General features: G+C 70.7%; 23 protein-coding genes, 1 tRNA gene and 2 pseudogenes. 11 read left to right on the forward strand and 15 right to left on the reverse strand.

Translation table 11 applies throughout. The features are described 5' to 3' along the window. Nucleotides 1-274: 274 nt before the first annotated feature. Nucleotides 275-347 (forward strand) — tRNA-Arg (locus tag B0E53_RS02205). 187 nt (nt 348-534) lie between these two features. Here the strand turns inward: B0E53_RS02205 and B0E53_RS02210 are convergent. Then, nucleotides 535-1,338 (reverse strand): tyrosine-type recombinase/integrase, encoded by an 804-nt coding sequence (locus B0E53_RS02210; protein ID WP_246835180.1) that lies wholly within the window; start codon nt 1,336-1,338, stop codon nt 535-537. Nucleotides 1,339-1,548: 210 nt separating this feature from the next. On the opposite strand from B0E53_RS02210, the gene B0E53_RS38400 reads away from it, so the two are divergent. Next, entirely contained in the window at nt 1,549-1,860 is a 312-nt protein-coding gene (locus B0E53_RS38400) for a hypothetical protein (RefSeq protein ID WP_210405871.1), read from the forward strand. A gap of 36 nt (nt 1,861-1,896) precedes the next feature. On the opposite strand, the gene B0E53_RS02220 is transcribed toward B0E53_RS38400, so the two are convergent. Next, nucleotides 1,897-2,391: a flavin reductase family protein gene (locus B0E53_RS02220; protein ID WP_107074398.1), complete on the reverse strand. Its 495-nt coding sequence runs from the start codon at nt 2,389-2,391 to the stop codon at nt 1,897-1,899. Between the two features lie 228 nt (nt 2,392-2,619). On the opposite strand from B0E53_RS02220, the gene B0E53_RS02225 reads away from it, so the two are divergent. Then, nucleotides 2,620-2,988 carry a hypothetical protein gene (locus B0E53_RS02225; RefSeq protein WP_107074399.1) on the forward strand — a complete coding sequence of 123 codons (369 nt, stop codon included), beginning with the start codon at nt 2,620-2,622 and terminating at the stop codon, nt 2,986-2,988. Between the two features lie 674 nt (nt 2,989-3,662). On the opposite strand, the gene B0E53_RS02230 is transcribed toward B0E53_RS02225, so the two are convergent. After that, complete coding sequence (locus B0E53_RS02230) at nt 3,663-4,400, reverse strand: hypothetical protein (RefSeq protein WP_107074400.1); 738 nt, start codon at nt 4,398-4,400, stop codon at nt 3,663-3,665. A 615-nt stretch (nt 4,401-5,015) separates the two neighbouring features. Here B0E53_RS02230 and B0E53_RS02235 point away from each other — a divergent pair. Beyond that, nucleotides 5,016-5,534 carry an SRPBCC family protein gene (locus B0E53_RS02235; RefSeq protein ID WP_107074401.1) on the forward strand — a complete coding sequence of 173 codons (519 nt, stop codon included), beginning with the start codon at nt 5,016-5,018 and terminating at the stop codon, nt 5,532-5,534. Nucleotides 5,535-5,762: 228 nt separating this feature from the next. Here the strand turns inward: B0E53_RS02235 and B0E53_RS02240 are convergent, their stop codons facing one another. The 4 genes and pseudogenes from B0E53_RS02240 to B0E53_RS02255 all read right to left on the reverse strand — a co-directional run bounded on the left by B0E53_RS02240 (nt 5,763) and on the right by B0E53_RS02255 (nt 7,799). Further along, nucleotides 5,763-6,170 (reverse strand): arsenate reductase ArsC, encoded by a 408-nt coding sequence (locus B0E53_RS02240; RefSeq protein ID WP_107074402.1) that lies wholly within the window; start codon nt 6,168-6,170, stop codon nt 5,763-5,765. 14 nt (nt 6,171-6,184) lie between these two features. Beyond that, nucleotides 6,185-6,658 carry a GNAT family N-acetyltransferase gene (locus tag B0E53_RS02245; protein ID WP_210405872.1) on the reverse strand — a complete coding sequence of 158 codons (474 nt, stop codon included), beginning with the start codon at nt 6,656-6,658 and terminating at the stop codon, nt 6,185-6,187. Between the two features lie 62 nt (nt 6,659-6,720). After that, nucleotides 6,721-7,428, reverse strand: a pseudogene (locus B0E53_RS02250) (aquaporin); the annotation flags it as partial. Then, nucleotides 7,425-7,799, reverse strand: coding sequence for a metalloregulator ArsR/SmtB family transcription factor (locus B0E53_RS02255; RefSeq protein ID WP_107074405.1), 375 nt, complete (start codon nt 7,797-7,799; stop codon nt 7,425-7,427). The pseudogene B0E53_RS02250 and the gene B0E53_RS02255, both read right to left, overlap by 4 nt. 77 nt (nt 7,800-7,876) lie before the next feature. Between B0E53_RS02255 and B0E53_RS37285 the strand changes: the two genes are divergently transcribed. After that, entirely contained in the window at nt 7,877-8,026 is a 150-nt protein-coding gene (locus tag B0E53_RS37285) for a hypothetical protein (RefSeq protein ID WP_168215191.1), read from the forward strand. A 20-nt stretch (nt 8,027-8,046) separates the two neighbouring features. After that, nucleotides 8,047-8,505: an ArsI/CadI family heavy metal resistance metalloenzyme gene (locus B0E53_RS02260; protein ID WP_107074424.1), complete on the forward strand. Its 459-nt coding sequence runs from the start codon at nt 8,047-8,049 to the stop codon at nt 8,503-8,505. Nucleotides 8,506-8,591: 86 nt separating this feature from the next. On the opposite strand, the gene B0E53_RS02265 is transcribed toward B0E53_RS02260, so the two are convergent. Then, nucleotides 8,592-9,329 carry a class I SAM-dependent methyltransferase gene (locus tag B0E53_RS02265; protein ID WP_107074406.1) on the reverse strand — a complete coding sequence of 246 codons (738 nt, stop codon included), beginning with the start codon at nt 9,327-9,329 and terminating at the stop codon, nt 8,592-8,594. A 217-nt stretch (nt 9,330-9,546) separates the two neighbouring features. Between B0E53_RS02265 and B0E53_RS02270 the strand changes: the two genes are divergently transcribed. Beyond that, entirely contained in the window at nt 9,547-10,323 is a 777-nt protein-coding gene (locus tag B0E53_RS02270; protein WP_107074407.1) for an HAD-IIB family hydrolase, read from the forward strand. A gap of 40 nt (nt 10,324-10,363) precedes the next feature. Here the strand turns inward: B0E53_RS02270 and B0E53_RS02275 are convergent, their stop codons facing one another. Continuing rightward, a complete protein-coding gene (locus tag B0E53_RS02275) occupies nt 10,364-11,209 on the reverse strand; it encodes an SDR family oxidoreductase (protein WP_107074408.1) in 846 nt (281 codons plus the stop codon). 122 nt (nt 11,210-11,331) lie between these two features. Between B0E53_RS02275 and B0E53_RS02280 the strand changes: the two genes are divergently transcribed. Together B0E53_RS02280 and B0E53_RS02285 are read left to right on the forward strand one after the other, a co-directional pair. Next, a complete protein-coding gene (locus B0E53_RS02280; RefSeq protein WP_107074409.1) occupies nt 11,332-11,688 on the forward strand; it encodes a helix-turn-helix domain-containing protein in 357 nt (118 codons plus the stop codon). A 93-nt stretch (nt 11,689-11,781) separates the two neighbouring features. Beyond that, nucleotides 11,782-13,578 (forward strand): adenylyl cyclase, encoded by a 1,797-nt coding sequence (locus B0E53_RS02285; RefSeq protein WP_107074410.1) that lies wholly within the window; start codon nt 11,782-11,784, stop codon nt 13,576-13,578. Between the two features lie 66 nt (nt 13,579-13,644). Here B0E53_RS02285 and B0E53_RS02290 read toward each other — a convergent pair whose 3' ends face one another. Together B0E53_RS02290 and B0E53_RS40340 are read right to left on the reverse strand one after the other, a co-directional pair. Continuing rightward, nucleotides 13,645-14,238 (reverse strand): ATP-dependent Clp protease proteolytic subunit, encoded by a 594-nt coding sequence (locus B0E53_RS02290; protein ID WP_091314629.1) that lies wholly within the window; start codon nt 14,236-14,238, stop codon nt 13,645-13,647. A 136-nt stretch (nt 14,239-14,374) separates the two neighbouring features. After that, a pseudogene (locus B0E53_RS40340) lies at nt 14,375-14,874 on the reverse strand (helix-turn-helix transcriptional regulator). 162 nt (nt 14,875-15,036) lie between these two features. On the opposite strand from B0E53_RS40340, the gene B0E53_RS02300 reads away from it, so the two are divergent. Next, entirely contained in the window at nt 15,037-16,050 is a 1,014-nt protein-coding gene (locus tag B0E53_RS02300; RefSeq protein WP_107074412.1) for a potassium channel family protein, read from the forward strand. Between the two features lie 30 nt (nt 16,051-16,080). On the opposite strand, the gene B0E53_RS02305 is transcribed toward B0E53_RS02300, so the two are convergent. Beyond that, the gene (locus B0E53_RS02305; protein WP_246835181.1) at nt 16,081-16,563 is read right to left on the reverse strand and encodes a MarR family winged helix-turn-helix transcriptional regulator; all 483 of its coding nucleotides are present in this window, start codon (nt 16,561-16,563) and stop codon (nt 16,081-16,083) included. 84 nt (nt 16,564-16,647) lie between these two features. Here B0E53_RS02305 and B0E53_RS02310 point away from each other — a divergent pair, with 84 nt between their 5' ends. Then, the gene (locus tag B0E53_RS02310; protein WP_107074414.1) at nt 16,648-17,295 is read left to right on the forward strand and encodes an NAD(P)H-dependent oxidoreductase; all 648 of its coding nucleotides are present in this window, start codon (nt 16,648-16,650) and stop codon (nt 17,293-17,295) included. Nucleotides 17,296-17,364: 69 nt separating this feature from the next. Here the strand turns inward: B0E53_RS02310 and B0E53_RS02315 are convergent, their stop codons facing one another. The 3 genes from B0E53_RS02315 to B0E53_RS02325 all read right to left on the reverse strand — a co-directional run. Beyond that, nucleotides 17,365-18,399 carry a 2-oxoacid:ferredoxin oxidoreductase subunit beta gene (locus tag B0E53_RS02315; RefSeq protein ID WP_107074415.1) on the reverse strand — a complete coding sequence of 345 codons (1,035 nt, stop codon included), beginning with the start codon at nt 18,397-18,399 and terminating at the stop codon, nt 17,365-17,367. Continuing rightward, on the reverse strand, nt 18,392-20,239 hold the full coding sequence (locus B0E53_RS02320; protein WP_107074416.1) for a 2-oxoacid:acceptor oxidoreductase subunit alpha: 1,848 nt from the start codon (nt 20,237-20,239) through the stop codon (nt 18,392-18,394). Before B0E53_RS02320 ends, B0E53_RS02315 begins: the two co-directional genes overlap by 8 nt. Nucleotides 20,240-20,526: 287 nt before the next feature. Continuing rightward, on the reverse strand, nt 20,527-21,618 hold a 1,092-nt coding region (locus B0E53_RS02325; protein WP_107074417.1), incomplete at its 5' end, for a hypothetical protein.

The following is a 21,618-nucleotide window of genomic DNA, read 5'->3' on the forward strand; positions in this document are numbered from 1 at the left end:
GGGCCCGGGTGCCGTGTTGTGCCCCTCTAACGAGAGCGCAAGCAGCGAGCCTGATCTTGGCGATGTGCGCGTCGTGTGCTCTACAGCGGGTGCCGTCGTGGGTTAACCGGTGCGACTCCGGGTCAACTCGGCTAAGGGATCACGGACGCCGGCGCGATCGGTGTGGTCGACGTGTGGTCATCGCCCCGCTCGGATGGGTCGGTAAACCCAGGTCAACGCCGGCCACTCCCTGCCACCCCGGGCCAACGCGCAGGTCGCTAGACTAGGCGCTCGCGCCCTCGTAGCTCAGGGGATAGAGCATCGGTTTCCTAAACCGTGTGTCGCAGGTTCGAATCCTGCCGGGGGCACCTCAATACCCAGCCGAAACGCCATCTGAGCTGGTAATACACATGCTGCTCAATTAGAACAGGTGTGCAGCCGTAGGCCACCGGAAGCCACCGTTTGTCGTAGGTCGCGGAACAGACGCGGAATGACCTTGAAGCCATCTGCCCAGGTCAGCCGACACGACCGGGGCAAGATCCGGAACGGCGGCCATCATACGGGCCACGCCACGCCGGTCAGAGCCTCAGCGATCCTGTCGTTGACGGTGGCCTCCGCGCCGTCGATGCACTTGGCGTAGACCTTCAACAGTACGTCCACGGAGTGTCCGGCCCGGTCGGCTACCTCGGTTGCCGGCACACCAGCGTTGAGCCACAGCGACACGGCAGCGTGCCGCAGGTCGTATGGCCGACCAGCGAGCGGAGAGTCAACTTGGCGCGGCGTCAGCGCCAGTCGACGCGCCTCATCCCAGATGCGCGAGTAGGTCGAGGCCGCAACGACGTTGCCCCGCTCACTCTGGAACAGACGGCCGTCCTTGGCGACACCGAACCGTTCGATGTGTGCGCGCAGGATCGTCACGAGCGCGGGCGGGATCGGTACGTTGCGCGGCTCATCCTCGGCTCGGTGCTTCAGCCCTCGGTCGTCATGAACCTCGCCGCTGTCGGTCCACCGCTTGCCCGCTTGTGGTCGGCTCTTGGCCAGCGTCAGCCGACCCCATCCGTTCTCGGGTAGGTCGCAGTCCTGCTCTCGCAGCGCCAACGCCTCTGCCGGACGGAGCGCGGCGAAGTACAGGCAGGCGAAGAACGCGACCAGGCGCTCACCACGTTTGGCCTTCCGTCCCCGCTGGCCGACGTAGGTGACAGCGATCAGCAGTTCCAACGCCTGGCGCTGGTTGACGACCACCCGGCGATCGACGACCTCGGCAATCTTCCTCCGCTGCGACCGCACGCGAAGCTTGTCGATCGGGTTGAACTCCAACTCGTCCAGCTCGACGGCGTACTGAAGTGCGTTGTAGAACACGCATGGCCCGTAGCGATGGTGCTCTGCTGCGAGTTCTCGATGCCGACGACCAGCTCACCCCCTGGTGCGCTGGCACGCGAGATCGATGCAATGACTAGTCGAGCGGATGTTGGCTGGACGACATCCAGCGTCCTGGACCTGATGCCGGACGGATCAACCGTCGGGTGGCAGCACGCGGACCCGCCCGGAGGGCATCTGCGACGAGCCGATGTGCTCGGCTACTTCCAGCAGAACGACTACCGACTGCCAGTGCATCCGGCAACGCTCTGCATTCGGCGAGAGCTAGCGCTCGCGCTGGGCGGGTGGATGGCGTTACCCGGTGGCGAGGACACCGGTTTGTTGGTGGCGGCGTCAGTCGTTGCGGACGGATTCTTCATCGCCGAACCAGGCTTGCTGTACAGGACGCACGCGGACCAGATCACCGGCAAGGCCGACTGGACCGAGCCGAGCGAGTGGTTGCCTCGTATGCGGCTAATCGAGGCACGGGCTCTCGCACTTCAGAACCTCTGGAAGCAGCACTAGCCCGAGGCTCGCTCGGAAGAACGGAAGATTATGCGCTTAGGCCTCATGGCCGGCGCGTAGGTGCGCGACGGCGGGGAGCATCAGCGGTGACGGGTCGGGCTCACCCGATGCCGACAGGGGTTCGAGCAGGAACCCTGTGTGGTTGCCCCACGCAGCCCGGTCGAGGATCCTGCCGACGAATCGGCGCGGGCAGTTGTCGATGATCGGGATGCCCGACGGGCCTGGTTGCCATGTGCACCGTTCGAACTTGTCCACCTTGTCGCCGGTCTGGGTACCGAACAGCTCAGCGAGGTCGCGCTGGTCAGCCGCCAGACCATGTACGGCTAGGAGGTCAGTGTGCATGGCGACCCGGTACGTGTGGTTGTTCTGCGAGAGCCACACCACGAACCGGTCGGGTTCGATGCTGCACTGCGAGGCGAAGCCCACCAGGCATCCCGCACGCTCGCCTGTTTGCGGGTCGACTGTGGTGACGACAAACATCGGGCTGTCCAGCCCGTCTAGGAACGGATCGAGGCCACCGCGGTCGGCCATGAATGTCTCCTCTCAAGACCGTGCGGCCATCGTAAGTAGGAAACCCCAGTGCCACACAGAGGCGCCAGTCATTGCGCCGGCGGCTGGACTCGCGCCGTGTCACGCAGGTCTCGAGACCGGGCCGGCTACGGCCGGCTGCCGGCGTGTCGAGTCCCACCACATGCTTGACGAATCCGTCCCATGACACGCTTGACGTTGCGGCTAGAACCTGTGCCAGAATTCTTGCCCATGCCGCACGCCCGGTTCTTCTTCGACGCGGGGTCTGAGGGTGTCCTGTGGGCAACCGGCCAGCAGGACCAGGAGGCGTGGGGGTATCCGGTGCGCCTGGAGGCGCTGCCGATCAGCGCGGCCCTTCGGGATGAGCTGACCCGGTTGGTCGAGTGGTACGACGCATCACTGAACTGGGACTATCCGCCTGACCCAGGGCCTTGGCGCGAGCCGGAGTGCCGGGCCTTCAACGCGGCCGTTCGGCGGGCGCTCGACCAGCTGCGCGCCGAGCTCGGTGACCAGTGGGTGATCGCGGACCACTTCGAAGAGGTGCACGAGGATCCGGACCTCGATCGGTACCTCGCCGACCCGGCCGGCTTCCGGCGATGATCTCGCGGCGGCCACAGCAGCAGGCCACGGCAGGGTGTAAAGCATCTGGTGGGACGCGACTGTCAAGCATCTCCCGTGATGGGACACGGCCGGCTGCCGGCGAAGTGGTTCAAAGTTTCTGTACGTCTTCAAGGCGGCCCTTGACGGGCCGCACGCGCCGCCGCCTGGGCGCGCGCCGGCCGCTGCCGCTGTCGCTCTGCGGCCGTCACGCCTGATGCCCGGCGGCTGGCGCGGACAGCGGGAAGCCCGGAGGGCCGCCGCAGCACGACAGGCCGTCGACCGGTGGTGTGGTGGGCCGGCAGCCGGCCGGGCCGCGCGGCCACGAGCCCGCGCGGCGTAGGGGAGGGCACGCCGGCCGCGTCGGCGAGCTGGCGGCGGTCGCGGGGTTGCGGTCACTGCTGCCTCCGGCGGGGGCGCAACGACTCCAGGATGGCCGGGGCTCCGTCCGCGCCTTGCGGTCCGTGGGTGGTTGCGTGGGCCATCCCGCCAGCCACCGACCCGGGCGAGCCGAGCAGACCCCCGCCCGGCCCGCCAGCGTCCGTACGAGCCGTCAAGGTCCGCTTGACGTGGCGGGCCGGGCGGCGGCCCGCTCCCCAGGAGGGCGGGTCGGCGGCAGACGGGATGGCAAGGCCAGCGGGTGGGTTTGGACCCACCGGCACGGACGCCGGCCGAGATTATCGGTCCCACCGATCGGCGTAGGGTAGGCCAAGCAGCCGCATGTGGTCGTGTAACTCGGGCGACGCGTCGTGCTCCCGCAGTGCGGCCGGCGCGTGTCGTAGCACCCACAGCGACAGCACGGGGCACCACGTGTCCTCGTTGTGCCAACTCGACCAAGGAAGCGCATCGCCCAGCAGGTCGTACATCCACTCGTCCACGGCCGTGACCAGCCGCCGCCGCGCCACCGTGTCGGCCAGCAGCTCTGCCCAGACGGTCAACCACGGGGTGAGCTTCGTGGTGATCTCGGCGAGGAGCGTCAGGGCCTCATGGGCGGGCACCTTTGCATCGGGCTCGACCAGGACGTGTAGCCACCAGGTGTCCAGGAATTCCCGCAGGGCGTCCCGTTGTCCGGTGGGCCACTCCTGCCATCGGCCGGCGGTGAACAAGCGTCCGAGGCTCTCCATCCCGGCCATTGGCTCTACTCGGCCCGCCACGAGGCCCTGGGTCAATTGGGGCAGGATCCGGCGCAGCAGTGGCCCGGGGTAGTGCCAGTCTGTGGTCCAGTAGGTGCGGCGGAGCAGGTCGTCGTCAAGCGGCACGTCCGGGGTCTTGAGCAGTGCCAGTTCCTCCGCGCTGCCCCAGTGGCACTCGCAGTTGGACTCCTGCCGGTGGGCCGTCATGCCCTGGAACGTGGCGGCCACACCTGCCAGCGCCATATCCAGGCGGCGGCTTACATCAGTCGGATCAGGGATCATGGCGAATCGCCTTCGAGGACTCCGGAGGCATATACCTGCCGAAGAGAAGGATCTTAGAGCCGCACGAGCCCCGCGCGTGCCTGGGGTCAAGGAGGCTCGGGCTGGGTGACCAACTGGGTGACGACGGGCGCGGACAGCGCCGGACGTCCATGGACTCTGGTGGACTATTGCGGCAGCTCAGTCCTGCTGTTGACGCAGCTCAACGACGGCCGGTGGTTCCGTCACACCGAAGGCGTCCAGTGGCTCCACGTCGGTCCCGACGGACAGCGGGTGCAGCCTGTCGTCTCGCACGCCACAACGTCCCAATGGATGTTGCCCGTTGCCCCGCAGTCTTGTCGGCTGCACTCCGTCGAGTCATCCTCGTGCAGGGTCACCGTTCCGAAACAGGAGGGAGCGGGCTCGACGCCATGCGGGAACCGGGCCACGGGCGCCTTCCTGAGTGACTAACTGGGTGACGATCGAGAAGCACAACGCTGGACGCTGGTGGACACTGGGGGACGATCTGGCCCAGCGTAGCCGGCAGCCACCGCACGTCAGTGCGTCTTGATCGTTGCCTGGGGGTCAAGCGCTCATCCTGCTGCCCTCGCGGCGTGACCGGGGGCCTACGGTGGCTCTGTGCCGCGCATCGAGCTGACTACGGACGTTCAAGCAGTCCCGGAAACCGTCTTCGACGCCTGCCTCGACGTTGATATTCACACCGAGTCCATGGGGGCAAGCGCCGAACGGGCGGTCGGTGGCGTAACGACCGGCCGGTTGAAGGCCGGCGATGCCGTCACGTGGGAAGCCAGGCACTTCGGCCTACCCTGGCGGATGACCGTTCGGATCACTGACTACCGGCGGCCGCACGGCTTCACGGACGAGCAGATCAACGGCCCATTCGGCCGATGGCACCACGAGCACAGCTTCACGCCGGATCCGGCTAACTCCTCGGCAACCCTCATGCGCGATGTCATCGACTTCACTGCACCGATGGGACCCTTTGGCCGCCTCGTGGCCAGCCTCATCCTGCGGCCGTACCTGCAACGCCTCATCGCACGCCGCAACGCCTATCTTGCTGCCACCCTGGCAGAGCCCAGGCATGGGGAGGGAGCACAAGATCCGGAACATGCGCGGAATGATCAAGGTCGCCGCTGATAGGGCATCGGGCGTATGTCCTGGTAGGGGATCGGTGCTCCGGGCGAACGCAACTGCCTTCCTAAACCGTGTGTCGCAGGTTCGAATCCTGCCGGGGGCACCTCGAAGATCAGCGAAAACACTGCCCGAGCTGGCAATACGCGCGGCAATCAATTGGTCGGCGTGTGCAGCCGCAGGCCGGTCACTGGGCATGGTGCTCCGGTGGGAGTTCGACGCCGGCTGCGCAGATTACCGCTCGCCGTGGAGTTCGGCGACCAAGGCGCCGACCTGGGCCTTGATGTCGTCGCGGATCTGGCGGACGACGTCGAGGGGTTGTCCAGCCGGATCGGTGAGCTTCCAGTCTTCGTAACGTTTGCCGGGAAAGACGGGGCAGGCGTCGCCGCAGCCCATGGTGATGATGACGTCGCTGGCTTCGGCCGCGTCCCAGGTGAGGCGGGCCGGGGTCTGGTCGGTGATATCGATGCCGACTTCGCGCATAGCTTCGACGGCGACGGGGTTGATCTGGGTGGCGGGCTCGGAGCCGGCGGAGCGGACTTCGATGGTGTCGCCGGCGACGTGGCGCAGCCAGCCGGCGGCCATCTGGGAGCGGCCGGCGTTGTGGACGCAGACGAACAGGACGGTGGGCTTGTCGCTCATCGCGGATCTTCCTGTCAGGTGATGGTGGGGCTGCGGCGTTCGATGAGGGTGACGTCGCGCCAGGTGCCGTGGTGGCGGCCGAAGCGTTCCCGGGTGCCGACGGTGCGGAAGCCGCAGGCGGTGTGCAGGGCCAGGCTGGCGATGTTCTCAGGGAACACGCCGGACTGGATGGTCCAGATGCCGGCTTGCTCGGTGGAGGCGATCAGGGCGTCGAGCAGGAGTCGGCCGACGCCTTGGCCGCGAGCGTCGGGGTGGACGTAGACGGAGTGCTCCACCACCCCGGAGTAGACGCACCGGTCGGAGACGGCGGAGCAGGCGACCCAGCCCAGGACGCGGCCGGTGGGGTCGACGGCCACCCAGCGGTGGTCAGGCAGTCGAGTGGAGGTGAACCGCTCCCACGTCGGCGGTTCGGTTTCGAAGGTGGCGTGGCCGGTGGCGATGCCGAGCCGGTAGATGTCGAGGACGGCGTCGGTGTGCTGCTCGTTCATGGCGGTGATTGTGATGCCGCTGCTGCGGGCGGGAGCGGTCATCGGTTCTCCTCGGCGAAGTGCGGCACGACGACGGCGCCCGCGGAATCGGCAGCGTGGGGGTACCAGGCAGCGAGGGCGGCGACGGCGACCACGCCGCCGACGAGCTGGGCGGCGACGAAGCCGGGCACCGACGCGGGGGTGATGCCGGCGAAGGTGTCGGTGAAGGCCCGGCCGATGGTGACGGCGGGGTTCGCGAACGATGTCGACGAGGTGAACCAGTACGCCGCGCCGATGTAGGCGCCCACGGCGGCCGGGGCGGCGGCGGTGCGGCCGGAGCGGGCGAGGGCGAAGACCAGGACGACCAGGCCGGCGGTGGCAACCACCTCGGCCAGCCACAGGTTCCCCCCGGTCCGTTCGGTACGGGACCAGGCAACGGCCGGCAGGCCGAACATCAGGTCAGCCAGTACCGCGCCCGTGATGGCTCCGGCTGTCTGGGCGGTGGTGTAGGCGACCAGGTCCCGGGCGGTCAGGCCGGTACCCGCGCGGCGGCCGAGCGCCCAGTCGACCGCGGAGACGACCGGGTTGAAGTGCGCGCCGGACACCGGGCCGAACGTCAGGATCAGGGCGCCCAGGGCGAGAGCGGTGGCGATCGCGTTCTCCAGCAGCTGGAGGCCGACGTCGGTGGGGGAGAGTCGGGCGGCGGCGATCCCGGAGCCGACCACGGCGGCGACCAGCAGGGCGGTGCCGGCGAACTCCGCCGAGGCCCGCCGGGGCAGGCCGAGGCTCACGCGGCGCTGCTGGCGGCGGGAGCGGCCGACACGTCGAGCAGCGCGCCGAGCTGGCGGAACGCCTCAGGCTTCACCCGGTACCAGACCCAGGTGCCGCGCCGCTCGGAGTCGACCAGGCCGGCCTCGCGCAGCACCTTGAGGTGGTGGGAGATGGTCGGCCCGGACAAATCGAACGCCGGAGTCAGGTCGCAGACGCACATCTCCGGCACCGAAGCGATCATCGACATCAGCCGCAGGCGGACCGGATCGCCCAGGGCCTTGAACATCGGCGCGACCACCGCCGCTTGCTCGGCGTCCATCGGGCGGACGGCGATCGGGGAGCAGCAGGCCACCGCGTTGAGGTCCACCACCGGCAGCTCTTGTTTCGACATGCCTCTAGCTTGACAGACTTCAAAACAGGGTGCAACGTAGGTCCTGCTTCGAAAAACATCTAGGCAAGGACGAGGCGATGATCAAGCTGTTCCGCCCCCGCCGTAGCGCCCACAACCAGGGCGTCACGTTCTGCGAGCCCTGCGGGCAGGTCTGCACCGCGGCTTGCCGCGCCGACGCCCGCTACGAGCGCGACCGCACCGCCGCTCTCACCTACCACGTTCGCTGAATCCATCAGGAGGAATGACCATGTCTCGTGTCCAGCTCGCCCTGCGCGTGTCCGACCTCGAAGGCTCCGTGGCCTTCTACTCCAAGCTGTTCGGCGTCGAGCCGGCCAAGCGCCGTCCCGGCTACGCCAACTTCGCCGTCGAGAACCCGCCACTGAAGCTCGTCCTCCTTGAAGGTGAGGCCGACCAGCCCACCGTCATGGACCACCTCGGCGTCGAAGTGTTCAGCACCGACGAGGTCGACGCCGCCACCAAGCGCCTCACCGACTCCGGCCTGATCACGCTGGAGGAGAACAACACCGAGTGCTGCTACGCCCTCCAGGACAAGGTGTGGGTGCGCGGCCCCGGCAATGAGCCGTGGGAGGTCTACACCGTCAAGGCCGACTCCGGGCAGCTCCAGAAGACGACCGAGGGTGCCTGCTGCACCTCGGCTGCCGAGAAGGAGCCCGCCACGGCCGGAGCCGCCGGAAGCTGCTGCTGACTGGTGAGGCCTACGCGCCCGTCCTCGCCCAAGGGGCGGGCGCCGGCTGATCAACCGTCGCAACGACTTCCTGGCCGGGGCGCTGGTCAGCCGGGCAGGCGGTACACGGAGACGTGGGAACGGGACTCGGCCGTGAACTCGGCCCCGGACCAGTCCGCGTACCTCGCCTCCAGCTCGAATCCGGCGAGCTGGCCCATCAGGTCCAGCTCCGCCGGCCAGATGTAGCGGTGCGGGCTGCGGAACACCCGCGCCTCGCGGCTCTCGCCGAACTGGAAGTGGTGGGACACGACCTGCTGGCGCAGCACGTCGTAGGTGTCCAGGCCGATGTAGCCGGGATCGGCGCGCCACACGGTCGCCCGCTGGCCCGGGGTCAGCTTGCGCAGCTCTGGCACCCACAGCTCGATCACGAACCGCCCGCCGAGGCCGAGGTGGCGGGCCGCGTTGCGGAAGCAGGCGACCTGGTCCGCCTGGTCGAGCAGGTTGGAGATGGTGTTGTAGACCAGGTAGACGAGGGTGTAGTCGCCGGGCGCCGTGGCGGTGGCCATGTCGCCGACGACCACCGGGATCGTCGCCTCGTCGGCCTTCGTCCGGAGCTGCTCGACCATCGGTACGGACAGCTCGATCCCGGTCACCGGCACACCCCGTTCGGCGAGCGGTACGGCCACCCGGCCGGTGCCGACGGCGAACTCGAGGGCGCGCCCGGCGCCGGCGAGGGCGGCGAGGCGGTCCACGGTGGGCCCGAGGACCTCCGGCGCGAACATCCCGGTGCCCGGTGTGTCGTAGCGCTGGGCCGTCTCGGCGTCCCAGACCTCCTCCTGACGCATGGCCCCCACGATCGTCGTCGATCCCGGCGCTGTCCAACGGGTTTCAGTCCGCGTACCGGGCGGCGGCGATGGTCGTTCCGCAAGGCCGGCGCGGTAGAACGCGATAGCCTGCGATCGGAGTGCTGCGTGGCGTGACGCTCGGGGCTCGCGGGTGCCGGATGGTCACCGTCGGTACCCTGCTAGTCCTGGCCTGCCCGCGACGACATGGTGGTACTTCGTGAACGATCTTCGAGTGGTGGCGTTCGACCTGGACGACACCCTGGCGGTTTCCAAGTCCCAGATCGATGGTCGGATGGCGGAACTCCTCGGCCACCTGCTCGCCGAGGTGGACGTGCTGATCATCTCCGGTGGCCGGTTCGAGCAGTTCGAGGCGCAGGTGCTGGCCCACCTCGACCTGACCGAGGAGCAGCGCCGCCGCCTGCACCTGATGCCGACCTGCGGCACCCGCTACTACCGCTGGCGGGACGGCGACTGGCGGCAGGTCTACGCCGAGGACCTGAGCGCGGCCGACAAGGCCCGAGTCGTCGCGGCGCTCACCGAATCGGCGCAGGCGCTCGACCTGTGGGAGTCGAAGACCTGGGGCGACATCATCGAGGACCGGGGCAGCCAGATCACCTTCTCTGCGCTGGGCCAGTCCGCCCCGCCGGCCGAGAAGTACGGCTGGGACCCGGACGGCAGCAAGAAGAAGCGGCTCCGCGAGGCGGTCGCCGCGAAGCTGCCCGACCTGGAGGTCCGCGGCGGCGGCTCCACGTCGATCGACGTCACCCGCAAGGGCGTGGACAAGGCGTACGGCATGCGGAAGCTGCTGGAGTGCCTGGACCTGAAGATCGACAACGTGCTCTTCGTCGGTGACCGGCTCGACGTGGGCGGCAACGACTACCCGGTCAAGGCCATGGGCTGCCGCTGCGTCGCCGTCACCCGCTGGGAGGAGACGGCCGACTACGTGGAGGCCCTCGTCGACGATCTGGTGAAGCAGCGGGCCGAGCCGGCCTGACCGCCGACCCGGAGCGAGGGGCGGCGGCCAGGGGCGGGCGTCAGAGGGCGGCGCGGATCGCCTCGGCGAGCGTGGTCGGGGTGCGGCCGAGCAGCTTGGCCAGGTCGTCGCCGACCTCCAGCTCGCCCTGGGCGAGGCCCCGGTCGCCGTCGGCGAGCACGGCCGCGTACCCCTCGGGCAGGCCGGCCGCGACCAGCAGCTCGGTGTACTTGTCCACGGGCAGGTCGAGGTAGCTGACCGTGCCACCGGTCTGCCGGGAGATCTCGGCGGCCAGTTCGGTCAGGGTGAAGGGCGCGCCGCCCAGCTCGTACACCCTTCCGGCCGGCCCCTCGGCGGTGAGCACCGTGGCGGCGGCCGCCGCGTAGTCCGCGCGGGTGGCGGCGCTGACCCGCCCCTCACCCGCCGCGCCCGCCACTCCGTGCTGGAGGTACGTGGGGAGCTGGCCGGTGTAGTTCTCCAGGTACCAGCTGTTGCGCAGGAAGACGTACGGCAGGCCGGAGTCGCGGATCAGCTGCTCGGTCGCCCTGTGCTCGGCGGCGAGCACGAGGCTGGAGGTGTCGGCGTTCGCGATGCTGGTGTAGACGACGAGTCCGACCCCGGCCTCCTTGGCGGCGGTGACCACGTTGCCGTGCTGCACCAGCCGCTTGCCGACCTCGCTGCCCGAGACGAACATCAGCTTCTCGGCGCCCGCGAAGGCCGCCTGGAGCGACCCGGGGTCGTCGTAGTCGGCCCGCTGGGTGACCACTCCCCGCTCGGCGAGGCCGGCGAGCCGGTCGACGTCCCGGCCGAGCGCCACGATCTGGTCGGCGGGTACGCCCCGGTCGAGCAGCGCTTCGACGATCAGGCGACCGAGGTGACCGGTGGCGCCGGTGACGACGATGGACATGAGCACTCCCTGTTGGTTGCGACATCAACTGTCTTCCCACGCCAACGGGAACAACGTCTCCTTACTTCCCGTTGGAGAGTAGGCACCTTCAAGTTCGGTACGCACTGAAAGAGAGTGGTGGCATGCAGGCCGACCCGTTCAACCGGAACTGCGGCAGCCGGAAGGTCCTCGACCGGATCGGTGACCGCTGGAGCGTGCTGGTCGTGCTCACCCTCGCCGGCGGCGACAAGCGCTACGGCGAGCTGGCCGAGCGGGTCGACGGGATCAGCCAGAAGATGCTCACCCAGACCCTGCGCGGGCTGGAGCGGGACGGCATCGTCACCCGCACCGTGCACGCGAGCGTGCCGCCCCGGGTGGACTACGCGCTCACCGATCTCGGCCGCAGCCTGCTGGACCTGGTCGCCGGCCTGGAGGCGTGGGCCACCACCCACCTCGTCGAGGTCGAGGCCGCCCGCGCCCGCTACGACGCCCGGGGCTAGTTCCGGAACCGGGCAAGGCTGGCGGGATCGGTGTCGATGCGGTAGGAACGCCCAGAGAGCGCTCTCCGTCCCCATCACCGAACAGGCAGGCCGATGAGACCACTCGACCCCTCCCGCCGCCGCTTTCTCGCCCTCACCGCCGCCTCGGCGGCGTCGGTCACCGCCCTCGGGCTCCCGGCCACGTCGGCCGCCGCCGCGTCCCCGGCCGGCGACGACGCCACCGCCGAGCCCGACTTCGGCCCCAACGTCTTCGTGTACGACCCGGCCACCCCGGTCGAGGAGATCCAGTCCAACCTGGACCGGATCTTCGCCGCCCAGGAGCACAACGAGATGGGCTTCGACCGGTACGCCGTGCTGTTCAAGCCCGGCCGGTACGAGGTGAACGCCCGGCTCGGCTACTACACCACCGTGGCGGGCCTCGGCGCGCGCCCCGACGACGTGGAGATCCACGGCGCGGTGCGGGTGATCGGCCAGCCCGACCCGAACTCGCAGGCCGGCATCTCGGCGCTGACAAACTTCTGGCGGTCGGCGGAGAACCTCGCCGTCAGCCCGACCGACTGGTCGAACCAGTGGGCGGTCTCCCAGGCGTCGCCGATGCGCCGGGTGCACATCAAGGGCATCCTCTGGCTTGAGCCCGGCAACGGTGGCTTCTCCAGCGGCGGCTACATCGCCGACTCCAAGGTGGACGGCATCACCATCAACGGCTCCCAGCAGCAGTGGCTGACCCGGGACAGCGAACTCGGTGGCGACTGGACCAACGGGGTCTGGAACCAGGTCTTCTCCGGCGTCGTCGGCGCGCCCGCCCAGGGCTTCCCGAACCCGCCGTACACCACCCTGGCGACCAGCCCGGTGACCCGGGAGAAGCCGTACCTCTTCGTGGACGACGCGGGCCGCTGGCGGGTGGCGGTGCCCCGGCTGCGCCGCGACACCGCCGGCACCACCTGGGGTGCCGGCGCCCCGCCGGTGCCCTCGCTGCCGCTGGCCGACTTCTTCATCGCCAGGCCCACCGACTCCGCCAAGCGGATCAACCAGGAACTTTCCCGAGGACGGCACCTGCTGCTCACCCCGGGTGTCTACCCCCTGGACCGGGCGCTGCGGGTCAAGCACCCGGACACCGTCGTGCTCGGCCTCGGCATGCCCAGCCTCGCCCCGACCACCGGCGACGCCGCCCTGCGGATCGAGGACGTGGACGGCGTCCGGATCGCCGGGGTGCTGGTGGACGCCGGGCCGGTCGAGTCGGAGGTGCTCGTCGAGGTCGGCAAGCGGCACAGCCACCGGTCGCACGCCACCGACCCGATCTCGCTCCAGGACGTCTTCTTCCGCATCGGTGGCCCGTACGCGGGCCGGGCGGTGACCAGCCTGGTGGTGAACAGCCGGCACACCCTGATCGACAACATCTGGGCCTGGCGCGGCGACCACGGCAAGCCCGGCACCATCGGGTGGACCGTCAACACGGCCGACACCGGAGTGGTGGTCAACGGGGACGACGTGACCGCGTACGGGCTCTTCGTCGAGCACTACCAGCGCTTGCAGACCATCTGGAACGGCGAGCGCGGCCGGACCGTCTTCTACCAGAGCGAGCTGCCCTACGACCCGCCGAGCCAGGCGGCCTGGCGCAGCCCGACCGGCAACGGCTGGGCCTCGTACAAGGTCGCCGACCACGTGCGTGAGCACGAGGCGTGGGGGCTGGGGGTCTACTCGTACTTCAACCAGAAGGTGGATATCCGCTGCGACCGGGCCATCGAGGCGCCGCGCCGGGCCGGCGTGCGGTTCCACGACGCGATCACCGTCTTCCTGGACGGCAGCGGCGGCATCGAGCGCACCGTCAACGAGGCCGGCACCCCGGTGGTCGGCTCGTACGGCACCAGCCCGGTGGTCAGCTACCCCTGATCCGCCGACCGCACGACCGGCGGCCGGCGGGATCACCCGCCGGCCGCCCCCGTTTCCGGCCGCACCTCAGCCGGGCAGCTGCTCCGCCCGGGTGACCACCTGGTCGATCAGGCCGTAGTCGCGGGCCTGCTCGGCCGTGAACCAGCGGTCCCGGTCCCAGTCGCGCTGGATCTCGTCCAGCGTGTGCCCGCTGTGCCGGGCGATGAGCTCCTGCATGGTCCGCTTCACGTGCAGCATGTTCTCCGCCTGGATCGTGATGTCGGCGGCCGTGCCGCCCATCCCGCCGGACGGCTGGTGCATCATCACCCGCGAGTGCGGCAGCGCGAACCGCTTCCCCGCCGCGCCCGCGCAGAGCAGGAACTGGCCCATCGAGCCGGCCATCCCGAGGGCCAGCGTCGCCACGTCGTTCTTGACGTACCGCATGGTGTCGTAGACGGCCATCCCGGCGCTGACCGAGCCGCCGGGCGAGTTGATGTAGAGGAAGATGTCCCGCTCCGGGTCCTCGGCGGCCAGCAGCAGGATCTGCGCGCAGATCTGGTTGGCCGAGGCATCGGTGACCTCGGTGCCGAGGAAGATGATCCGCTCCTTGAGCAGCCGCTCGAAGACCCGGTCGCCGAGGGTCGGCTGTCCCTCGTCCAGCATCCAGATGCCGTATCCCATGACCTGACCACCCTCCGTGCCGCCGGTGGGCGAGGGACCGCCCGGCAACCGGCGGTCTCCAGCCTCCGGCGGGCGGCGCCCCGAGGCCCAGCGTTTCTGCCCGGGGCAGATCCGCCGTGGGCAGAACCGGCCGGGCCTAGGCGGCGGCCAGCCGTCGCCGGCCGGCCCGGGCCTGCCGCCGGGCCAGCGTGACGGAGGTACGCGGACGGTGGCGGGCGGCCGGCGCGGAGGGGATCAGCCAGATGCGGGTGCCGGTGCCGAACGCGGTCGGGGAGGCGTACCCGAGTTCCGGGCCGACCGGTGCGGCCGCGGCCCGCCGACCCGTAGCTGCGGCCCGGTCCGGGTGGCCGGCACCCGGTCGAGCCGGGCCAGCGTCACCCCGGAGGCCACCGGCGCGCGCCGCTCGACCCGGCGCAGCTCGTCGCGGGCCTCCTCGAGCAGGTCGGAGAGGTGGATCCCGAGGGCCCGGCAGATCGCCGCCAGCACCTCGGAGGAGGCCTCCTTGCGGCCGCGTTCCACCTCGGAGAGGTAGGGCAGGGAGACGCCGGCCGCCAGCGCCACCTCGCGCAGGGTGCGGCCCTGGCGCAGGCGTACGCGGCGGAGCACCCCGCCGATCACGCGTCGCAGCAACGACATGCGGGCCTCCTCGCGGTCGTCGTCCCCCGGACGTCCCCATCATGCCCCGTCCCGGCGACGGAGACCGGCCCGGTCCGGCCGTACTTCGCCCCGGCAGGCCGGAGCCCCGCGTACCCGCTATGTTGTGGGCGTGCAGGCGACGGTGGTGGAGCAGGGCCGACGGTGATCCATTTTCCCGCGCAACGGCGGGGGCCGCTGAGCGCGCTGAGTCTGCGCCTGCTCGCTGCCCTGGGCCTGGTCCTCGCCGTGGTGGCGGCGGTCTGGATCGACCGCGACGGCTACCGCGACGTGAACGAGGACGGCCTCACCCTCCTCGACTGCTTCTACTACGCGGTGGTCTCGCTCTCCACCACGGGCTACGGCGACATCACCCCGGCCGCCTCCTCGGCGCGCCTGGTCAACGTCCTGTTCGTCACCCCGGCCCGGGTGCTCTTCCTGATCATCCTGGTCGGCACCACCCTGGAAGTCCTGACCGAGCAGTACCGGACCGGCCGTCGCCTGTCGCGGTGGAGGAGAATCGTGAAGGACCACGTCATCATCTGCGGCTACGGCACCAAGGGCCGCAGCGCCGTCTCCGCGCTGCTGGAGAACGGTCTGGACAAGTCCAAGATCGTGGTGGTCGAGCGGAGCGGCCCCGCGCTGCGGCAGGCCACCTCGGCCGGGCTGGTCGCCATCGAGGGTTCCGCGACCCGCTCCTCGGTGCTGGAGGAGGCGCACGTCCGCACCGCCAAGTCGGTCATCATCGCGACCGACAGCGACGACGCCTCGGTGCTGGTGGCGCTGACCGTCCGGCAACTCACCGCCGGCCAGGTACGGATCATCGCGGCGGTCCGGGAGGCGGAGAACGCGCCGCTGCTCAAGCAGAGCGGGGCGCACCACGTGATCGTCTCCTCGGCGACGGCCGGCCGGCTGCTCGGCCTCTCCACCTCCGCCCCGCCGCTGATCGACGTGGTGGAGGACCTGCTCACCCCCGGTCAGGGCATGGCGCTGGCCATGCGCTCCGCCGAGCGCAGCGAGGTGGGCCGGTCACCCCGGGAGTTGGAGTCGCTGGTCATCGCCCTGGTCCGCCGGGGCAAGGTGGTCGCGCTGAACGACAAGGCCGGTGCCGTGATCGAGACCGGCGACATGCTGGTCCACGTCCGTGACGACCGGCCGCAGTCCACGGCGACGGTCTGACCTTCCCCGCTCCGGCGAACCGCTCGGCGGTCAGCAGGCGGTGTCCGGCTCGTCCCCGGACGCCTCGACGCAGGTGACCGGGCGGCCGCTGGTCGCCCGCCGGAGCAGTTCGTAGAGCGTGTCCCGCTCGGCCGGCTCCAGCGCGCCGAGCACCTCTTCCTCGGCCGCGGCGAGGGCGCACTCGGCCTCGCGGAGCCGCTTCGCGCCCGCCCCGGTGAGGCTCACCACGTGCCGGCGGCGGTCCTCGGGTGACCGGCGCCGCTCGACCAGCCCGTCCGCCTCCAGGTCGTTGAGCAGCCCGACCACGTTCGTGCCGTCGATCTGCAGCGTGCCGGCCAGCCCCTGCTGGCTGATGCCGTCCGAGTCGCGCAGCACGGTGAGCGCGACGAGGTGCCGGGGGCGCAGCCCGAGGGGCGCCAGCACCGACTCCGACCGGAGCCGCATCCGCCGGGCCAGGTGGTCGAGCAGCGGCCCGGAGCGGTGCTCCGACTCCTCGACCGGTACGGCTGCCATGTGACCCAGTTTACGCAGGGCGCGGAACATCGGCCTGCTATAAATGGTTGGCGCCACACAAACGATCCGTGGAGGGTTAACCACATGGCACACCTGTTGTACATCGACTCCAGCATCCGGGGCGAGCACTCGGTCAGCCGGCGGCTCACCGCCCGCGCCGCCGCCGCTTGGCGCGCCGCCCACCCGGGCGGCACGGTCACCTACCGCGACCTCGGCCGGGAGCCGCTGCCGCACCTGGACGAGGCCGGTGGCCTGGCCCGGATGGTGCCGGCGGAGCAGCACACCCCGGCGCAGCGCGCGTCCTGGGAGCTGAGCGAGCGGCTGGTGGACGAGGTGAAGCGGGCCGACACGATCGTGCTCGGCCTCCCGCTCTACAACTACGGCGCGCCGAGCAGCGTGAAGACCTGGGTCGACCACCTCATCGCGCCCGGCATCGCGTACGACCCCGCCACCGGGGCCGGCCTCCTCGGTGGTCGCGAGTTCATCGTGCTGGGCAGCCGGGGCGGCGGCTACGGCCCGGGCACCCCGCGCGAGGGCTGGGACCACGCCGAGCCCTGGCTCCCGCACGGCCTGTCCATGACCGGCCTGGAGCCGCGCTTCATCTCGGCCGAGCTGACCCTGGCCCCGGTCACCCCGGCCATGGCCGAGCTGATCCCGCTGCACGAGCAGAGCCTCGCGGCGGCCGAGCGGGCCGTCGACGAGCTGTGGGTACCGGCCTCGGCCGTGGCCTGAGTCCACGAGAAAGGGCGGGCCGTCCCCTCGGGGAACGGCCCGCCCTTTTCGGTGGTCGTCAGGAACGGGTCAAAGGATCGTCCAGGTGTCGCCGGCGGACAGCAGGCCGGCGAGCTGCTGCTCGGGAGTCTGGTCGACGCTGGCCTTCGCGGCGGCGACCTGCTCCTGCACCACGCTGTCGTACGCCGAGCGGGTCACCGAGCGGAACACGCCGATCGGGGTGTTCCGCAGGTCCAGCCCGGGCAGCCGGGACAGCGCGAAGGCGTACGCCGGGTCGCTGACCGTGGCGTCGTGCACCACGATCTCCTCCGCCGGGGTGCCCGCCGTGTCCCGGACCTCCAGCCCGAAGCCGCCCGGCGGGTGGACGACGCAGAACTGGCCGTCCTTGCCGAAGGTGATCGGCTGCCCGTGCTCCAGCCGGATCAGGAAGTCGTCCCGGGTGGCCGGCTCCTTGATCGGGTCGAAGGCGCCGTCGTTGAAGATGTTGCAGTTCTGGTAGATCTCCACGAACGCCGAGCCCTGGTGCTCGGCGGCGGCCCGCAGCACCGACTGGAGGTGCTTGCGGTCGGAGTCGATGGTCCGGGCCACGAAGGTGGCCTCCGCGCCGAGCGCCAGCGACAGCGGGTTGAACGGGGCGTCCGCCGAGCCGACCGGCGTCGACTTGGTGACCTTGCCGATCTCGGAGGTCGGCGAGTACTGCCCCTTGGTCAGGCCGTAGATCCGGTTGTTGAACAGCAGGATCTTGAGGTTGACGTTGCGGCGCAGCGCGTGGATCAGGTGGTTGCCGCCGATGGAGAGGGCGTCGCCGTCACCGGTGACCACCCAGACCGACAGGTCCGGCCGGGTCACCGACAGGCCGGTGGCGATCGCCGGGGCCCGGCCGTGGATCGAGTGCATCCCGTAGGTGTTCATGTAGTACGGGAAGCGGGACGAGCAGCCGATGCCCGAGACGAAGACGATGTTCTCCCGGGGGATGTTCAGCTCCGGCATGAAGCCCTGGACGGCCGCCAGGATGGCGTAGTCGCCGCAGCCGGGGCACCAGCGCACCTCCTGGTCGGACTTGAAGTCCTTGGCGGTGAGCTTGAGGGCGACGGGCTCAGACATTCTTCAGGACCTCTTCCAGCATCGTCTCCAGCTCGGCGGCGGTGAACGGCAGGCCGCGGACCTGGTTGTAGCCGATCGCGTCGACCAGGTACTTCGCCCGGATCACGTGGGCGAGCTGGCCGAGGTTCATCTCGGGGATGACCACCCGGTCGTACGCGCGCAGCACCTCGCCGAGGTTGGCCGGCATCGGGGCCAGGTGACGCAGGTGCGCCTGGGCGATGGAGAGCCCGCGCTGCCGCAGGCCCCGGCAGGCGGCGCCGATCGGGCCGTACGTCGAGCCCCAGCCGAGCACCAGCACCCGGGCGTCGCCGTCCGGGTCATCCACCTCGACGTCCGGCACCGGGATGGTCTCGATGCGGGCCGCCCGGGTGCGCACCATGAAGTCGTGGTTCGCCGGGTCGTACGAGATGTCGCCGGTCTTGTCGGCCTTCTCCAGGCCGCCGATCCGGTGCTCCAGCCCCGGGGTGCCCGGGACGGCCCACGGCCGAGCGAGGGTCTCCGGGTCCCGCAGGTACGGCAGGAAGGTGGTGCCGTCCTCGCCGTTGGGCCGGGTGGCGAACTCGACCCGCAGGTCGGGCAGGCTCTCCACGTCCGGCAGCAGCCACGGCTCGGAGCCGTTGGCCACGTAGTTGTCGGACAGCAGGAGCACCGGGGTGCGGTAGGTGAGGGCGATCCGGGCCGCCTCCAGGGCCGCGTGGAAGCAGTCGGCCGGCGACTTCGGCGCGATCACCGCGACCGGGGCCTCGCCGTGCCGGCCGTACAGGGCCAGGTTGAGGTCGGCCTGCTCGGTCTTGGTGGGCATGCCGGTGGACGGCCCGGCCCGCTGCACGTCGACGATGACCAGCGGCAGCTCCAGCGCCACGGCCAGGGAGATGGTCTCGCTCTTCAGCGCCACGCCCGGGCCGCTGGTGGTGGTGATGCCGAGCGAGCCGCCGTACGAGGCGCCCAGCGCCGCGCCGACCGCGGCGATCTCGTCCTCGGCCTGCATGGTGACCACGCCGAACTTCTTGTGCTTGCTCAGCTCGTGCAGGATGTCCGAGGCCGGGGTGATCGGGTACGCACCGAGGAAGACCGGCAGCCCGGAGCGGACCCCGGCGGCCACCAGACCCAGCGACAGCGCCGCGTTGCCGGTGATGTTCCGGTAGGTGCCCGGCAGCATCTTCGCCGGCTTGACCTCGTAGCGGACGGAGAAGTCCTCGGTGGTCTCGCCGAAGTTCCAGCCGGCCCGGAAGGCCGCCACGTTCGCCGCGACCAGTTCGGGACGGGCGGCGAACTTGCGCTCCAGGAAGCGCAGCGTCGACTCGTACGGGCGCGAGTACATCCAGCTCAGCAGGCCGAGCGCGAACATGTTCTTGGCCCGCTCGGCGTCCTTCTTGGACACCTCGTGCTCGGCCAGCGCGCCGACCGTCATCGAGGTCAGCGCGACCGGGTGCACCACGTAGCCGGCGAGCGAGTCGTCATCGAGCGGGTTGGTCGTGTAGCCCACCTTGGCCAGGTTGCGCCGGGTGAACTCGTCGGTGTTGACGATGATGTCCGCCCCGCGCGGCAGGTCGGTCAGGTTGGCCTTGAGGGCGGCCGGGTTCATCGCCACCAGCACGTTCGGCGCGTCGCCGGGGGTCAGGATGTCGTAGTCGGCGAAGTGCACCTGGAAGCTCGACACGCCCGGCAGGGTGCCTGCGGGGGCGCGGATCTCGGCGGGGAAGTTGGGCAACGTGGAGATGTCGTTGCCCAGCTGCGCCGTTTCCGAGGTGAACCGGTCGCCGGTGAGCTGCATGCCGTCGCCGGAGTCGCCGGCGAACCGGATGACCACCCGGTCCAGTTGACGGATCTGCTTGGTCACGCCCGCACCTCGCTTTGCTGAGTGCCGTCGCACGGGCGGCTGAACGTGATGGTGACCCCGCCTTGCCCGGCCACGTGCCCTCCTAGACGCGCTGCTGTCGCAGGCCGTCCGTCGCTGGCTCGGCCCGCTCCATTTCTCACGTCAGAGCCTACGTCGGTCCGTTAGGGCAACCTTGGTGGAGGTCCGACGTGTGGGACCTGATCGGGCCGGTGTATGCCCGGCTTTGCGGCGTTTAGTACCGCGGCCCGTAATTCAGATCACCGCAACCGGCCCGCCGCCTCCGCGACTCATTCCTCGGCGGGGCGTACGACCGGATCGGTCGCCGTTGCGCCCATGCGGCGGCGCAGCGCCGTGGTCGCCAGGGCCAGCGCCAGCACCACCAGCAGCCCGGAGACCGCGATCAGGGTGATCGCCGTCCGGTGCACCGAGTTGCCATCGTCGTCGGTGGCCTGCCCGGCGGCGGCCACCACGCCCTGTGACCCGGTCGGGGCGGGTGCCCCGACCGCCGGGGTCGCCAGCGCGGCCGCGGCGGTGATCCGGAAACTCATCTGCACCTGCCGGTCCCGCCCGCTGCGCGGGTCGAGCCGCGCGACCACCGCGCCAGCCAGTGGGGCCCGGCGCTGGGCCTCCGCCGAGGCGGCCACCGGCAGGCTCAGGGTGACGGTTCGGCCGGCCGGGACGGTGCCCAGCTCGCACCGGGTCCGGTCCGGGGCCGCCACCGTGCAGCCGGCCGGCGGCTCGGTGACGGTGACGCCCGCGGGAAGGACCACGTCGACCCGGCCGGCGGCGTCGACCTTGCCGGTGTTGCCGAGGCGGACGGCCAGGGTGCTCGGCGCGCCGCTGATGTCGAAGAGCACCTCGTCGGCGCGGAGCGAGATGCCGGGCACCGGCGGCCCGGGCGGGAAGAGAACCGCGAAGCCCTCGTCGTCGCCGGCCGCGCCGGCCACCCCCGGGGCGGTGGCGGTGACCTGGACCGACCCGCTCAGCGGCATGGACCGCCAGGCGCTGCCGGCGACCCGGACCCGGATCGAGGCACGGAACCGGGCGCCCGGGGCGGCGGTCCACGCGCCGCAGCGGTGGCTGGCACCGCCGGCGGACGCGCAGCCGGGTGTGCCGGCATCGGCCAGGCCGGGCGGCAGGGTGTAGCCGAGCCGGATCAGCTCCGTCCGGCCGCCGGTGTTGGCCACCGTCACCCGCAGGGTGGTCACCGTGCTGTCCGCGTTCCAGTAGGCGGCGGCCAGCACGATGTCCTCGGTGGTGACCCGCACCCCGAGCGGGCTGCCGGCCGGCTGGCCCGGCTGGCCGGGTGGCGGCCCGGCGGGTGGCGGGCCGACCGGCGGGGGAGGCGGCGTGGTGGCGACCGGCGCGGTGGTGGTGGG

It is taken from the genome of Micromonospora sp. MH33, from assembly GCF_003013775.1.
GTDB classification, from domain to species: domain Bacteria; phylum Actinomycetota; class Actinomycetes; order Mycobacteriales; family Micromonosporaceae; genus Micromonospora; species Micromonospora fulviviridis.

What these genes read in the sequence shown, in the direction of transcription:
- B0E53_RS02265 (WP_107074406.1), bottom strand. Translation starts at nt 9,329, where the DNA reads ATGCGTCAGGAGGAGGTCTGGGACGCCGAGACGGCCCAGCGCTACGAC.
- B0E53_RS02260 (WP_107074424.1), top strand. Translation starts at nt 8,047, where the DNA reads ATGTCTCGTGTCCAGCTCGCCCTGCGCGTGTCCGACCTCGAAGGCTCC.
- B0E53_RS02310 (WP_107074414.1), top strand. Translation starts at nt 16,648, where the DNA reads ATGGCACACCTGTTGTACATCGACTCCAGCATCCGGGGCGAGCACTCG.
- B0E53_RS37285 (WP_168215191.1), top strand. Translation starts at nt 7,877, where the DNA reads ATGATCAAGCTGTTCCGCCCCCGCCGTAGCGCCCACAACCAGGGCGTC.
- B0E53_RS02230 (WP_107074400.1), bottom strand. Translation starts at nt 4,400, where the DNA reads ATGATCCCTGATCCGACTGATGTAAGCCGCCGCCTGGATATGGCGCTG.
- B0E53_RS02290 (WP_091314629.1), bottom strand. Translation starts at nt 14,238, where the DNA reads ATGGGATACGGCATCTGGATGCTGGACGAGGGACAGCCGACCCTCGGC.
- B0E53_RS02305 (WP_246835181.1), bottom strand. Translation starts at nt 16,563, where the DNA reads ATGGCAGCCGTACCGGTCGAGGAGTCGGAGCACCGCTCCGGGCCGCTG.
- B0E53_RS02285 (WP_107074410.1), top strand. Translation starts at nt 11,782, where the DNA reads ATGAGACCACTCGACCCCTCCCGCCGCCGCTTTCTCGCCCTCACCGCC.
- B0E53_RS02240 (WP_107074402.1), bottom strand. Translation starts at nt 6,170, where the DNA reads ATGAGCGACAAGCCCACCGTCCTGTTCGTCTGCGTCCACAACGCCGGC.
- B0E53_RS02220 (WP_107074398.1), bottom strand. Translation starts at nt 2,391, where the DNA reads ATGGCCGACCGCGGTGGCCTCGATCCGTTCCTAGACGGGCTGGACAGC.
- B0E53_RS02245 (WP_210405872.1), bottom strand. Translation starts at nt 6,658, where the DNA reads ATGAACGAGCAGCACACCGACGCCGTCCTCGACATCTACCGGCTCGGC.
- B0E53_RS02255 (WP_107074405.1), bottom strand. Translation starts at nt 7,799, where the DNA reads ATGTCGAAACAAGAGCTGCCGGTGGTGGACCTCAACGCGGTGGCCTGC.
- B0E53_RS02275 (WP_107074408.1), bottom strand. Translation starts at nt 11,209, where the DNA reads ATGTCCATCGTCGTCACCGGCGCCACCGGTCACCTCGGTCGCCTGATC.
- B0E53_RS02315 (WP_107074415.1), bottom strand. Translation starts at nt 18,399, where the DNA reads ATGTCTGAGCCCGTCGCCCTCAAGCTCACCGCCAAGGACTTCAAGTCC.
- B0E53_RS02280 (WP_107074409.1), top strand. Translation starts at nt 11,332, where the DNA reads ATGCAGGCCGACCCGTTCAACCGGAACTGCGGCAGCCGGAAGGTCCTC.
- B0E53_RS02225 (WP_107074399.1), top strand. Translation starts at nt 2,620, where the DNA reads ATGCCGCACGCCCGGTTCTTCTTCGACGCGGGGTCTGAGGGTGTCCTG.